We start from the raw sequence: 13,626 nt of genomic DNA on the forward strand, positions 1-13,626 counted from the left end.
GGGCCGGGCCCCTATCGCCTCCCTCGGCGCATTCCGCGTCCCGCATCCGCTCCCCATCCGCACCCCGCATGCGCACTGCGCATGCGCACTCCGCTTCCCGCACTCGCGGCCCCGCGCCACGGCCGGCTCCCTCTGCCCGCCCCGCGCACGGTCCGTCGCGCGGCCCGGTGTCCGGGCCCGTCCCCGTGCCCGGCCCTTCTCGTCACTCCGCCGGGCCACCCGGCATCATGGGCGTCGTGCGACTCGAAGCGATCACCTGGGACCGGTTGGCCGAGCGGCTCGCCGACCGGCTGGCCGACGCGGTACCGACCGAAGGAGGGGCCTGGCCGCGGGTCGGCTTCGACGGCGCCCCGGCCGCCCGCCCGGGAGACCTCGCCACGCGTGTCGGCGAGGCGCTGCGCGTACGCGGCCGGCCCTCCCTCGTCGTCGGCACCGAGGGCTTCCTGCGCCCGGCGTCGCTGCGCCTGGAGCACGGGCGGCGCGACGCGGAGTCGTACTACAGCGGGTGGTTCGACACGGGCGCCCTGTGGCGCGAGGTCTTCGGCCCGCTCGATCCCGGAGGCAGCGGGCGGATCCTGCCCGATCTGTGGGACCCGGTCACGGACCGGGCCACCCGCAGCCCCTACGTCCCTCTCCCGCCCGGCGGGATCCTGCTGCTCCACGGTCCCCTCCTGCTGCGCCACTGGTTCCCCTTCGACCTGACCGTGCATCTCCTCCTCTCCCCGGCCGCCCTGCGCCGCCGTACCCCCGAGGCCGACCACTGGACCCTCCCCGCCTTCGAGCGCTACGAGGCCGAAGCCGATCCGGCCGGTACGGCGGACGTCCTGGTCCGCGCCGACGACCCGCGCCACCCCGCCTGGAGCGGCTGACCCGGTGGGCGCGCGCCGTCCACCCGGGTGGCCGTGGGAGCCGGCGCCCTGGAGCCGTGACCGTGCCGTGTGACCTCGACCGCCCCGTCGCTCAGAGCCAGCCGTTGCGCCGGAAGCCCCGGTACAGCGCCAGACAGGCCGCCGCCATCACGACCATGACCAACGGATAACCGAACGGCCAGTGCAGCTCCGGCATGTGGTCGAAGTTCATGCCGTACACCCCGCACACCATCGTCGGCACCGCGATCACCGCGGCCCACGCCGTGATCCTCCGCATGTCCTCGTTCTGCGCGACGGTCACCTGCGCCAGATGCGCCTGCAGGATGGAGTTGAGGAGTTCGTCGAACGCGGCGATCTGCTCCTTGGCCCGGAACAGATGGTCGAGTACGTCCCGGAAGTACGCCTGTATCTCCGGGGCGACGACCCGGATGGGCCGGGTCGCCAGATCCTCCACCGGGCGGCCCAGCGGCACCACCGCCCGTTTCAGCTCCAGCAGTTCACGCTTCATCTGGTAGATGCGGCCGGGGTCGAGCCGCGCGCCGCTCTCCGAGAACACCTCCGTCTCGACCTGGTCGATGTCGCTCTGCACCGCGTCCGTGACGTTCAGGTACTCGTCGACCACATGGTCGGCGATCGCGTGCAGCACCGCCGCCGGTCCCTTGGCGAGCTGCTGCGGGTCCGTCTCCAACTCCTCGCGCAGCGGACCGAGTGAGCCGTGCCGGCCGTGCCGCACCGTGATCACGAAGTCCCTGCCGACGAACGCCATGATCTCGCCGGTGTCCACGACCTCGCTGGTCGCCGTGAGCCGTTCGTGCTCCACGTAGCAGACGGTCTTGAACACCGCGAAGAGCGTGTCTCCGTAGTGCTCCAGCTTCGGCCGCTGATGCGCCTCGACCGCGTCCTCCACCGCCAGGGGATGCAGGTCGAACAGCTCGGCCACACCGGCGAACTCACGCTCCGTCGGCTCGTGCAGCCCGAGCCAGACGAAGCCCTCACCGCTCCTGCGCACCAGCCGCACGGCATCCACCAGGTCGGCGGACCCGGAGACGCGCACACCGTCCTGATAGGTCACGCAGTTCACCACCGAGGAGCCCAGGGGCGACCTGGCGGGATGGCTCAGGTCCACGCGCGGCCGGCGCCGGGTCAGCCGCGCGACCTTGCGCAGGCCGCCGACCCTGCCGAGCCCCGTGACCTTCCGCAGATTCCCTGCCATGGACATCTGGATCTCCTCGCATGGATCTCCGAGCGCGACGCTTCCGAACCTTGCTCCGCAAGTCTGCCAGTCCCGGTCACAACGCGTGCAAGCCTGTGGGAACAGGAAGTTCCGCTTGGTTCCCGCCTGTGGACAAGGGCGAACGGACGGACATCCAGGCAACGGAGGAGATCGAAGAGGGACACACCGGCGGTACCTCCGTCGTGTCCCGGCTCGCCCGCGGAGAAGGCCGGACCGGCCGGGCAGGTCGTCGCCACCGACGTCGGCACCCCGCGGGGCTTCGACCGGGTCCACGTCCGGTTCGCCCGGCTGGGCCACGGCTTCCGCACGCACCTCGCCGACCGCGGCACCGGCCTGTCCTACGGCCGTGAACTCCCGCGGCCGCTCCACGACACGGCCTGCGCTGCGTCGCGGCCGACGCGTCCCTCCCCATGTCCTCGCCCGTCTGCACCGCCATCGAAGCCGCGACGACCCGTCAGGTCCGTGGCCGGCCGGTCGCCGCGGGCCTCACCACCGACACGGAGACCCACCAGCACCTGGCCGACGTGGAGGCCGGCACCGCGGATCCGCACACCGCACCCGCCCTGATGATCTCGCCCTGGGGCTGCAAGGCGTAGCCGTCCCGGCCGGGGACGGACGGGGTACCGGTGCGGGTCGCCGGGTGATGAAGCGTTTCTCCCGTCCACCGGCGGGCCGCCGGGCCCGGAGACCACCGTCGGCAGCAGGCCCGCGTCCCCGCGCGCGGAGACCCGGCTTACGGCCTGGCTCCCCACGTACGCACGTCCGGCGGGCCACGCCCCGGCACGAGCGGGAGGAGGAGCCCGGCCGGAACAGCACACTTAGCTCCCGTCGTCCCGATGCGGCGGCCTGCCGCCCGCCCGGCGGACCGCTTCCGCCCCCGCCCGGCAGCCCCGAGCCGCCGCCTCCTCCGGGTCCGCGCCCGCCAGCAGGGCGGCGAGGAACGCGCCGGTGAAGGCGTCACCCGCGCCCGTGGTGTCGCGGGGCACCACCGGCAGGGCCGGGACCCGGGTGGGTACGGCACCGCGACGGGCCACCAGTGCCCCCTCCGCCCCCGCCTTGACGACCACCAACGGCACGAGACGGCTCAGCTTGGCCGCCGCGTCCGCCGTGTCCGGCAGCCCGGTCAGCAGACACGCCTCGTCCCGGCTGGGCAGCAGCACGTCCAGTCCCTGCGCGAAGGCCAGAAAGCGGTCCACCCCCAGCTCCATGAGGAAGCCGGCCGACGCCGGGTCCAGACTGACCGGCACCCCACGCGCGCGTGCCGCCGCGAGCGCCGTCCCGGCGAGCGCCCGGCTCGACTCCGTGAACAGCAGATAGCCCGACAGATGCAGCCGCCCCACCCCGTCGAGCAGCGCGTCCGACCAGTCGGCGGGGGCCAGCCGCAGCGACGCCCCGCTGTCCGTCAGGAACGTCCGCTCGGCCGCCGCGCCCGTGTCGACGAGGCAGATCACCGTGCCGGTGGCCGCCTGTGGATCCACCACCAGCCGGGGCCGCACCCCGGCCGCGACCAGCTCCCTCTCGTGCCAGGCCGCGCCGTCCGCGCCCACCCGCCCCAGCAGCCGTACGTCCCCGCCGCCCGTGTAAGCCGCCCAGCAGGCCACGTTGGCTCCCGCCCCGCCCGGCAGCGTCCGGATGGCGGCGGCCGTGTCGGTGCCGGCCGCGAGCGGCAGCCGGTGCCGGGCGACCACGTCGGTGACCACGTCCCCGACGACCAGCAGCGCTCCGTTCCGGCCCGCGCTCACCCCCTGGTCCACGCCGTGGCGATACGCGCCGCCAGCCGTACGTTGCCGCGCACCGCGGCCAGGTTGGCGTCCAGCGAGGCACCGTCGGTGTGCCGGACCAGGTAGTCCAGGAGGAACGGCGTCACCGCCTGACCGGTGACGCCCTGCTCCGCGCAGGCGCGCAGCGCGCCGGCGAGCACGCGCGCGTGCAGAGCGGGATCGAGCTGCTCCGTCTCCGGGACCGGGTGGGCGACGATCAGCGCGGACTCTGTCGCGTCCAGCGCGTCCTGGGCGCGCATGACGGCGGCGACCTGCTCGGGACTGTCCAGCGTCCAGTCGACCGGATGTCCCGAGTCCGCCAGATAGAAGCCCGGGAACCGGTCCGTGCCGTACCCGGCGACGGCCACGCCCAGTGTCTCCAGGCGCTGCAGCGTCGCCGGTACGTCCAGGATCGACTTGACGCCCGCGCACACCACCGTGATCCGGGTCCGCGCCAGCAGACCCAGGTCGGCCGACTCGTCCTGGGTCACCGTCCACTCCCGGTGCACACCGCCGAGCCCGCCGGTGGCGAACACCCGGATGCCCGCCAGCGCGGCCAGCTGTGCCGTCGCCGACACGGTGGTCGCCCCGCTCACTCCCGCCGCCACGGCGAGCGGCAGATCGCGGTGGCCCAGCTTGCGTATGTCCTCGTTCGCGATCCGTTCCAGCTCTTGCTTGCCGAGGCCGACCCGGAGTCGCCCGTCGAGCACGGCCACGGTCGCCGGCACGGCACCCTCCCGCCGTACGGCTTCCTCCAGTTCGCGTGCCACCTCGAGGTTGCGCGGGCGGGGCAGGCCGTGCGCGATGATCGTGGACTCCAGAGCCACCACCGGCCGCCGCGCGCCGATCGCCTCCCGGACTTCTTCCGACACCACCAGCACCATGTGCCCGCCTCCTGTCCGCCGGTCCTTTCTCATCTCTGGCGGGCGCCGGCCACGGCTAAACGCTTGTGGGCCGCCGGGGAGGCCACCAGCCTGGGGCGTATGACGAAGAACAGCACGCGTCTCGACCACGTCGTCCTGTGGGTGGCCGACCCGGCCGCCGCGGCCGCCTTCTACGAAACGGCCGTCGGCCTCGAACCGATCCGAGTCGCCGCGTACACGGAGGGCAAAGTGTCCTTCCCCTCCGTACGCGTCAACGAGGAGACCATTCTCGACCTCGCCCCGCACGGCCTCGCCGCACGGATGAAGATGCTGCCCGGCTCGGCCGACAGCGCCGGCCACCCGGTCAACCACGTCTGCCTGGCCCTGCCGGCCGATGCCTTCGACACCCTGCGCGCCCGCCTGGAGGAACACGGCGTCCCCGTCTCCGGCATCGACCCCGGCCTGTCGGGCGCGCGCGGCGACGCCGTCCGCAGCTTCTACTTCCGCGACCCCGACGGCAACGTCTTCGAGGCCCGGCACTACGACTAGTCGCGTCCGGCGCCGGTCAGAACAGCGGTTCCGGCAGCACGCCCTCCAGGGCGAGCAGCTTCCGCTTGGTCTCCAGTCCGCCCCCGAAACCGCCGATGCCGCCATCGCTCTCCACCACCCGGTGGCACGGCACCACCACCGGCAGCGGATTGGCCCCCATCGCCACACCCACCGCCTGCGCCCCGCCGGGCTGCCCGACCCGCCCCGCCAGATCGCCGTACCCGACCACGCTGCCGTACGGCACACCGGACGCCAGCTCACGCAGCACCTGCCGGTTGAACCCGGAGATCAGCGACCAGTCCAGCGGCAGGTCGAAGCCGTGCCGCTCGCCGGCGAAATATGCCCGCAGCTGGCGTATCGCCTCCGCCAGCAGCGGAGAGTCCGGATCCTCCACGGGCCGGCCGCCCAGCCGGGCGGCCAGCCGCTCCAGTGCCCGGTCGCGCACCGCGTCCGAGGCGTGGAACACCACGTTGACCAGGCCGTTCGCAGTCGCCGCCAGCATCAGCGGGCCGATGTCGGTGCCGACCACGGCCCATACGACCCGCTGCTCATCCTGCCCAAGGCTGTCCATGCGCCCACGGTACGGCCCACCACTGACAACGCTCGCCCGGTCAGCGCGATTTCAGCGCGTCCCGCACCACATCCGGCTTGTTGGTGATGATCCCGTCGACCCCGTAACCGGCGACCCGGCGGGCGCCGGCCGCGTCGTCCACCGTCCAGGCGAAGACTCTGAGCGGCCGGCCGTGCGGCCCGCGCAGGCCGTGCACCGCCGAGACGTACTCCCGGGTGAGCGACCCGTGCGCCGGGTTGACGAGATCCGTGAAGTCCGCGAACCGCTTCAGCTCCGACACGGCGGGCTTGCCCAGATAGGCGGTGGTGACCGCCGGCTTCAGTTCGTGGACGGTCCGTACGCTGTCGGCGCTGAAGCTCTGGATGATCAGCCGGGTCCGGTGCCGGCCGTTCAGCCAGCCCTCGTTGCGGAGCAGCTTGAGCGTCTGCTGCTCGATGCCCGGGTACAGCTCCGGGCTCTTGATCTCCAGGAGCAGCTTCTCGTGGTTGCGCTCGACCCGGCGCATGTACTGCTTCAGCGTCGGCACGCGCACGCCCGCGTAGGCGGGGGAGAACCAGCTGCCCGCGTCCAGCCGGGCGATCTCCGCGGCGGTGAAGTCGCGCACCTTCCACGGAGCCCGGCCGGGGAAGACGTCCTCGACGTTCGTGGTGCGCGCCAGGCTGTCGTCGTGGAGGACCACCAGCTGACCGTCCTTGGTGCGCTGGACGTCGTTCTCCACCCAGGAGATGCCCAGCCGGGCGGCCTTGTCGATGGCGGCCAGCGTGTTCTCGGGTGCGTAGGCGGAGGCGCCCCGGTGGGCGATCACGGTGGGCGCGGCCCCGCCGCCCGCCCGGGCGCCGGAGCCGGTGCTCAGCAGGACCGCCGCCGCTCCCAGGGCCGTGACGACCGTCCCGGCGACTACGCGCGCGTACATGCGTACTCCTCCCGTCGAGGGATACCGACAGCACCAGACTGACAGCTCAGCGTCAAAGGCACCCGGCGCAGGACGGCCACAATCGAAGCGGCACGTTCCGAGTCCGCTCACCAAGGACGCACATCTGCGGCAAGGGCGTGTTTCTTTGCCGGAAAGTCGTTCGACCATTCCGGTGGCAGTCATACTCTCTGCGACACCCTGACCGCCCGCGCGGTCCTGGGACGGGGGCACATTCAGGTATTGCGGGACGCAAGAAGGCGGAAGGGCAGCCGCGGATGCAAGGCACGATCGACGGATTCAGCTACGGGGCCGTCACCCCGTTGGTGGCCTATCTGATGGCCTGCCTCGGTGGTGCCCTCGGCCTGCGCTGCACCACACGGTCACTGCTGGTCACGCACTCCCGGCGCCCCGCCTGGCTGGCCCTCGGCTCGGCGGCGATCGGCTCCGGCATCTGGACCATGCACTTCGTCGCCATGATGGGCTTCACCATCGAGGAGGCGCCGATCCACTACGACAAGCCGCTCACCTACGCGAGCCTCGGTCTCGCCATCGTCATGGTCGGCATCGGGATCTTCATCGTCGGCTACCGGGGTGCCACCGGCACCCCGCTGTTCACCGGCGGAACGATCACCGGCCTCGGTGTCGCCTCGATGCACTACCTCGGCATGGCGGGCGTCCGCTTCCACGGGCAGTTCACCTACAACACGTTCACCGTCGCGGCCTCCGTCGTCATAGCGGTCGTGGCCGCCACCGCCGCCCTGTGGGCCGCAGGACAGGTGCGGGGCTTCGCGTGGAGCGTGGGCGCCAGCCTCGTCATGGGGCTCGCGGTCAGCGGCATGCACTACACCGGCATGGCGGCCCTCGGCGTCCACCTCGACACCGCTCCCCACCCCGCCGAGCCCGGGTCCGCGGCATCCTCGCTGGCGCCGATGCTGATCGGCCCGCTCGCCTTCCTGCTCATCGCGGGCGTCGTCGTGGTCTTCGATCCGCTGATGGTCATGGGCGGCCCCGACTGGACGCCCGTCGAGCACAAACCGGGCGTCCCGGCCGCCGCCGTCGCCTCCCACGCGGTCCGCGGCCCCGCCCTCCGCCAGCGGCCCCGGCCGGTCCGCCGGGCCGGTCACCACCGCCCCCGCACCCCGCAGAACCGCTGACCGGACCGGTTGTCAGTGGGGGGTCGTACGGTGGATGGCATGCGGCCCGTTTCCCACATCGAACGCACGGTGGCGCCTTTCGAGGTCGTCAGCCCCTACCAGCCCAGCGGCGACCAGCCGACGGCCATCGCCGACCTGGCCCAGCGCATCCAGGCCGGTGAGAAGGACGTCGTCCTCCTGGGCGCGACCGGCACCGGCAAGTCCGCCACCACGGCGTGGATGATCGAGAAGCTCCAGCGCCCCACCCTCGTGATGGCGCCGAACAAGACACTGGCCGCCCAGCTGGCCAACGAGTTCCGGGAGCTGCTGCCGAACAACGCGGTCGAGTACTTCGTGTCGTACTACGACTACTACCAGCCCGAGGCGTATGTCCCCCAGTCGGACACCTACATCGAGAAGGACTCCTCGATCAACGAGGAGGTCGAGCGCCTGCGCCACTCGGCCACCAACTCGCTCCTCACCCGCCGCGACGTCGTCGTGGTCGCCTCGGTCTCCTGCATCTACGGCCTCGGTACGCCGCAGGAGTACGTGGACCGCATGGTCCCCCTCAGGGTCGGCGACGAGATCGACCGGGACGAGCTGCTGCGCCGCTTCGTGGACATCCAGTACACGCGCAACGACATGGCCTTCACCCGCGGCACCTTCCGCGTCCGCGGCGACACCATCGAGATCTTCCCGGTCTACGAGGAGCTGGCCGTCCGCATCGAGATGTTCGGTGACGAGATCGAGGCGCTGTCCACGCTCCACCCGCTCACGGGCGAGATCATCAGCGACGACCGACAGCTCTACATCTTCCCCGCCTCCCACTACGTCGCCGGCCCCGAGCGGATGGAGCGGGCCGTCAACGACATCGAGAAGGAGCTGGGGGAGCGCCTGGCCGAGCTGGAGAAGCAGGGCAAGCTCCTGGAGGCCCAGCGGCTGCGGATGCGCACCACGTACGACATCGAGATGCTGCGCCAGATCGGCACCTGCTCCGGCGTGGAGAACTACTCGATGCACTTCGACGGCCGTTCCCCCGGCTCCCCGCCCAACACCCTGCTCGACTACTTCCCGGACGACTTCCTGCTCGTCATCGACGAGTCGCACGTCACCGTCCCGCAGATCGGCGCGATGTACGAGGGCGACGCCTCCCGCAAGCGCACCCTGGTCGACCACGGCTTCCGCCTGCCCTCCGCCCTGGACAACCGTCCCCTGAAGTGGGAGGAGTTCCAGGAGCGCATCGGACAGACCGTCTATCTGTCGGCCACCCCGGGCGCCTACGAGCTGTCCCGCTCGGACGGCGTCGTGGAGCAGATCATCCGCCCGACCGGACTGGTCGACCCGCAGGTCGTCGTCAAGCCCACCGAGGGCCAGATCGACGACCTGGTGCACGAGATCCGCAAGCGCACCGAGAAGGACGAGCGGGTCCTCGTCACCACGCTGACCAAGAAGATGGCCGAGGACCTCACCGACTACTTCCTGGAACTCGGCATCCAGGTGCGCTATCTGCACAGCGACGTCGACACCCTGCGCCGTGTCGAACTGCTGCGCGAGCTGCGTGCCGGTGAGTACGACGTCCTGGTCGGCATCAACCTCCTCCGTGAGGGCCTGGACCTGCCCGAGGTGTCGCTGGTGGCGATCCTGGACGCCGACAAGGAGGGCTTCCTGCGCTCCGGCACCTCGCTGATCCAGACCATCGGCCGTGCGGCACGCAACGTCTCCGGCGAGGTCCACATGTACGCCGACAAGATCACCCCGGCGATGGAGAGGGCCATCGACGAGACCAACCGCCGCCGGGAGAAGCAGATCGCCTACAACAAGGCCAACGGGATCGATCCGCAGCCGCTGCGCAAGAAGATCAACGACATCGTGGCGCAGATCGCCCGCGAGGAGGTCGACACCGAACAGCTCCTCGGCTCCGGTTACCGCAAGACGAAGGACGGCAAGGGCGCGAAGGCGCCCGTTCCGTCGCTCGGCGACAAGGCGGCCAAGGGCGCGAAGGCCGGCAAGGCCGCCAAGGACAGGGCGGTGCCCACGGACCGTCCGGCGGCCGAGCTGGCCGAGCAGATCGAGGAGATGACCGAGCGGATGCGGGCCGCCGCCGCGGAGCTGCAGTTCGAGATCGCGGCCCGGCTGCGCGACGAGGTCTCCGAGATGAAGAAGGAGCTGCGTCAGATGCGAGAGGCCGGCCTCGCCTGACCCTCCGCCCCGCCGACCTCGGCATTTGTGTGTCAAGTGTTGCAACACCGACACAAAGCGCGGGCCGGGGTCGGTGGCGGTGGTCGCCCTGCGTAGGGTTTTGACCACCGCGCCGCGCAACGGCCCGGCGCGGCAGCAGGGGACTGTCGAGAGGGGATCCAGCCGTGTCCGTCAACTTGTCCAAGGGTCAGGCCATCAGCCTGGAGAAGAACGACGGGGCCACGCTGACCGCGGTCCGCATGGGGCTCGGCTGGCAGGCGGCGAAGCGGCGTGGCCTGTTCGGCTCCCGCACCCGCGAGGTCGACCTGGACGCCTCGGCGGTCCTGTTCGCCGGCCAGGAACCGCAGGATGTCGTCTTCTTCCGCCACCTGGTGAGCGACGACGGCTCGGTGCGCCACACCGGTGACAACCTCGTCGGCGGCGCCGGCCAGGGCGGCGACGACGAGGCGATCCTGGTGGACCTGCAGCGTGTCCCGTCCCACATCGACCAGATCGTCTTCACGGTGAACTCCTTCACCGGTCAGACGTTCCAGGAGGTGCAGAACGCGTTCTGCCGGCTCGTGGACGAGACCAACGGCCAGGAACTCGCCCGCTACACCCTGGCCGGAGGCGGCGACTACACCGCCCAGATCATGGCCAAGGTGCACCGCGCGGGCTCCGGCTGGACGATGACCGCCCTCGGCGCCCCGGCCGACGGCCGCACCTTCCAGGACCTCATGCCGGCGATCCGCGAGCACCTCTGACCTGATCACGGCCCCGTGCGCCGGCTTGCGTCAAGCGCTGGTAAAGGGCCGCTGACCTGGCAATTTGGAATTTCTTTTACTGGACACTTTACCTTCTCTTGGTGATTGGAGTACTGTCTTCCGTACGGAGGGGAGTACTCCTGGCTGCGGCGTACCCGTCAATACGGACCGGTTCCGGTCCCGGGGCGCCGGCCCGTCACGGGCGGAAGAGACCTCCGGCAGCGACAACGCTGATGTGTTCGCCGTCACGTAATGCCGGAGGTGCAGTGGAAGTCTCCATGGGCCTGTGGGTCCTCACCATCGCGGGTCTCGCCGCGCTGATCGCCGCCGACTTCTTCATCGGCCGCAAGCCGCATGAGGTCTCGATCAAGGAAGCGGGTGTCTGGACGGTCGTCTGGATCACCCTGGCCGGCCTCTTCGGCCTCGGCCTCCTCGTCTTCGGCGGCGGACAGCCGGCCGGCGAGTTCTTCGCCGGCTTCATCACCGAGAAGTCGCTGAGCGTCGACAACCTCTTCGTCTTCGTCCTCATCATGGCGAAGTTCGCGGTCCCCACCCAGTACCAGCAGCGCGTCCTGCTCGTCGGTGTCCTCATAGCCCTGGTCCTGAGGGCCGTCTTCATCGCCGCCGGAGCCGCGATCCTCGCCAGCTTCGCCTGGGTGTTCTACCTTTTCGGCGCCTTCCTGATCTGGACCGCCTGGAAGCTCATCCAGGAGGCCCGCGCGGAGGAACAGGACGAGGAGTACGAGGAGAGCAAGCTCCTGAAGGCCGTGGAGCGCAGGTTCGGCGTGGCGGACCGCTACCACGGCACCAAGCTGTGGATCCAGCAGAACGGCAAGCGCGTCATGACCCCGATGCTGGTCGTGATGCTGGCCATCGGCACCACGGACGTGCTGTTCGCCCTGGACTCCATACCCGCGATCTTCGGGCTGACCCAGGACCCGTACATCGTCTTCACCGCCAACGCCTTCGCCCTGATGGGGCTGCGCCAGCTGTACTTCCTCATCGGCGGGCTGCTCAGGAAGCTGGTCCACCTGTCGTACGGGCTGTCGGTCATCCTCGGCTTCATCGGCGTCAAGCTGGTCCTGCACGCGCTGCACGAGTCCGGTGTCCACGTCCCCGAGATCGGCATCCCCGTCTCGCTCGGTGTGATCTGCGCGGTCCTCGCCGTCACGACGGTCACCAGCCTGCTCGCCACCAAGAAGCAGGCGGAGCGGACCGAGGGCGAAGACGCCCGGAAGGAGCGAGTCGACGTGTGACGGTGCCGCCGCCCGGCGGCACCCTCGCAGCAGTCCGAGACCTCGCCGAGCCTCCTCGACGAGGTCTCACCATGACGCGGGGTCCGGGCCCGGCACCGGACCCGCACCGGAGAGGATGAGAGGTATCCGAAAAGAACGGAATGCGAATCCTGTACGCCTCTGCGACCATCGCCGCATGATCCCTCGGCTCCGGTCACTCACCCGTCAATGGACGATGCTCGTACCGGTGCTCGCGGTCGTCCTGCTGGCCCTCACCTGGGGCCGGGACCTGCCCGGCGCCCTCGTCGCCCTGGTGACGCTCATCCTGGCCGGTTCCGTCCTCGCGGCGGTGCACCACGCCGAGGTGGTCGCCCACCGGGTCGGCGAGCCCTTCGGTTCCCTGGTGCTCGCCGTCGCCGTCACGATCATCGAGGTCGCTCTGATCGTCACCCTCATGGCCGACGGCGGCGACAAGAGTTCCACGCTCGCCAGGGACACCGTCTTCGCCGCCGTGATGATCACCTGCAACGGCATCGTCGGGCTCAGCCTCCTCGTCGCCTCCCTGCGGCACGGCACGGCGATCTTCAACCCCGAGGGCACCGGCGCGGCGCTGGCGACCGTGGCGACGCTGGCCACGCTCAGCCTGGTGCTGCCGACCTTCACCACCAGCAAGCCCGGACCCGAGTTCTCCACCGTCCAGCTGACCTTCGCCGCGCTGTCCTCACTGATCCTCTACGGGCTGTTCGTGACCACCCAGACCGTGCGGCACCGTGACTACTTCCTGCCTGTGACCCGGCAGGGCGCGGTCATCGACGGCGTGGACCACGCGTCGCCCCCGTCCGCCCGCACCGCCTGGCTCAGCCTGGGCCTGCTCGGGCTCGCCCTCGTGGGTGTGGTCGGCCTGGCCAAGGGGGTGTCGCCCACCATCGAGTCGGGCGTGGCGGCGGCCGGGCTGCCGCACGCGGTGGTCGGCGTGATCATCGCCCTGCTCGTCCTGCTGCCCGAGACGATCGCCGCACTGCGCGCCGCCCGCCGGGACCGGGTGCAGACCAGCCTCAACCTCGCGCTCGGCTCCGCCATGGCCTCCATCGGCCTGACCATCCCCGCCGTGGCCCTCGCCTCCGTCTGGTTGTCCGGGCCGCTCATCCTCGGCCTCGGCTCGACCCACATGCTGATGCTCGCGCTGACCGTGGTGGTCAGTTCCCTGACCGTGGTGCCCGGCCGGGCCACACCGCTCCAGGGCGGAGTCCATCTGGTGCTGCTCGCCGCCTACCTGGAACTGGCGGTCAACCCCTAGCTCGGTCTTCAACGTGTGCCCCGCCCGTGTCCGCCGCGACTTCCGGCACATCCGCCCGACAGCCGCCTGCCCTGCCGGAGCACCGAAACCACCCGCCCCGGACCAGGGCGCCCCCCCGGGCGGAAGAACCCCCGGCCCACCCCACGACACGACGTCCACACAGTCCGCAAAACCGACGCCGTCAGGTCCTGGAACAAGAAGTCGACCGCCCCACGGCCCCGCCGCACAGGTTGAAGATCAAGCTAGAGCCGGGCAGGCCC

Annotated in this window: 13 protein-coding genes and 1 pseudogene; 9 read left to right on the forward strand and 5 right to left on the reverse strand. The window is 70.9% G+C overall.

Annotated features, from left to right (window positions below):
• Positions 1–227: 227 nt before the first annotated feature.
• Entirely contained in the window at positions 228–869 is a 642-nt protein-coding gene (locus tag AB0E62_RS11735; RefSeq protein WP_362191246.1) for a uridine kinase, read from the forward strand.
• A 91-nt stretch (positions 870–960) separates the two neighbouring features.
• Here AB0E62_RS11735 and corA read toward each other — a convergent pair whose 3' ends face one another.
• A complete protein-coding gene (gene corA, locus AB0E62_RS11740) occupies positions 961–2,088 on the reverse strand; it encodes a magnesium/cobalt transporter CorA (RefSeq protein ID WP_362191248.1) in 1,128 nt (375 codons plus the stop codon).
• A gap of 425 nt (positions 2,089–2,513) precedes the next feature.
• On the opposite strand from corA, the gene AB0E62_RS11745 reads away from it, so the two are divergent.
• On the forward strand, positions 2,514–2,699 hold the full coding sequence (locus AB0E62_RS11745; protein ID WP_362191250.1) for a hypothetical protein: 186 nt from the start codon (positions 2,514–2,516) through the stop codon (positions 2,697–2,699).
• Between the two features lie 222 nt (positions 2,700–2,921).
• Here AB0E62_RS11745 and AB0E62_RS11750 read toward each other — a convergent pair whose 3' ends face one another.
• Together AB0E62_RS11750 and AB0E62_RS11755 are read right to left on the reverse strand one after the other, a co-directional pair.
• Complete coding sequence (locus AB0E62_RS11750; protein ID WP_362191252.1) at positions 2,922–3,857, reverse strand: PfkB family carbohydrate kinase; 936 nt, start codon at positions 3,855–3,857, stop codon at positions 2,922–2,924.
• Positions 3,842–4,747 carry a pseudouridine-5'-phosphate glycosidase gene (locus tag AB0E62_RS11755; protein WP_362191254.1) on the reverse strand — a complete coding sequence of 302 codons (906 nt, stop codon included), beginning with the start codon at positions 4,745–4,747 and terminating at the stop codon, positions 3,842–3,844. Before AB0E62_RS11755 ends, AB0E62_RS11750 begins: the two co-directional genes overlap by 16 nt.
• Positions 4,748–4,846: 99 nt before the next feature.
• Between AB0E62_RS11755 and AB0E62_RS11760 the strand changes: the two genes are divergently transcribed.
• Positions 4,847–5,275 carry a VOC family protein gene (locus tag AB0E62_RS11760; protein ID WP_362191256.1) on the forward strand — a complete coding sequence of 143 codons (429 nt, stop codon included), beginning with the start codon at positions 4,847–4,849 and terminating at the stop codon, positions 5,273–5,275.
• Between the two features lie 16 nt (positions 5,276–5,291).
• On the opposite strand, the gene AB0E62_RS11765 is transcribed toward AB0E62_RS11760, so the two are convergent.
• Both AB0E62_RS11765 and AB0E62_RS11770 read right to left on the reverse strand, forming a co-directional pair.
• A complete protein-coding gene (locus tag AB0E62_RS11765) occupies positions 5,292–5,846 on the reverse strand; it encodes a methylated-DNA--[protein]-cysteine S-methyltransferase (protein ID WP_362191258.1) in 555 nt (184 codons plus the stop codon).
• Positions 5,847–5,886: 40 nt separating this feature from the next.
• Positions 5,887–6,759 carry a glycerophosphodiester phosphodiesterase family protein gene (locus AB0E62_RS11770; RefSeq protein ID WP_362191260.1) on the reverse strand — a complete coding sequence of 291 codons (873 nt, stop codon included), beginning with the start codon at positions 6,757–6,759 and terminating at the stop codon, positions 5,887–5,889.
• A 275-nt stretch (positions 6,760–7,034) separates the two neighbouring features.
• On the opposite strand from AB0E62_RS11770, the gene AB0E62_RS11775 reads away from it, so the two are divergent.
• The 6 genes and pseudogenes from AB0E62_RS11775 to AB0E62_RS11800 form a co-directional block, all read left to right on the forward strand.
• The gene (locus AB0E62_RS11775) at positions 7,035–7,913 is read left to right on the forward strand and encodes an MHYT domain-containing protein (protein WP_362191262.1); all 879 of its coding nucleotides are present in this window, start codon (positions 7,035–7,037) and stop codon (positions 7,911–7,913) included.
• A gap of 39 nt (positions 7,914–7,952) precedes the next feature.
• Positions 7,953–10,091: an excinuclease ABC subunit UvrB gene (gene uvrB / locus AB0E62_RS11780; protein WP_362191264.1), complete on the forward strand. Its 2,139-nt coding sequence runs from the start codon at positions 7,953–7,955 to the stop codon at positions 10,089–10,091.
• 164 nt (positions 10,092–10,255) lie between these two features.
• The gene (locus AB0E62_RS11785) at positions 10,256–10,834 is read left to right on the forward strand and encodes a TerD family protein (protein ID WP_362191266.1); all 579 of its coding nucleotides are present in this window, start codon (positions 10,256–10,258) and stop codon (positions 10,832–10,834) included.
• Positions 10,835–11,100: 266 nt separating this feature from the next.
• Positions 11,101–12,090, forward strand: a complete 990-nt coding sequence (locus AB0E62_RS11790) for a TerC family protein (RefSeq protein WP_362191268.1) — start codon at positions 11,101–11,103, stop codon at positions 12,088–12,090.
• 175 nt (positions 12,091–12,265) lie between these two features.
• Positions 12,266–13,366, forward strand: a complete 1,101-nt coding sequence (locus AB0E62_RS11795; RefSeq protein ID WP_362191270.1) for an ionic transporter y4hA — start codon at positions 12,266–12,268, stop codon at positions 13,364–13,366.
• A gap of 19 nt (positions 13,367–13,385) precedes the next feature.
• Positions 13,386–13,600 (forward strand): annotated as a pseudogene (locus AB0E62_RS11800) (transposase); the annotation flags it as partial.
• Positions 13,601–13,626: the final 26 nt, after the last annotated feature.

The organism is Streptomyces sp. NPDC038707, from assembly GCF_040636485.1.
Classification (GTDB): domain Bacteria; phylum Actinomycetota; class Actinomycetes; order Streptomycetales; family Streptomycetaceae; genus Streptomyces.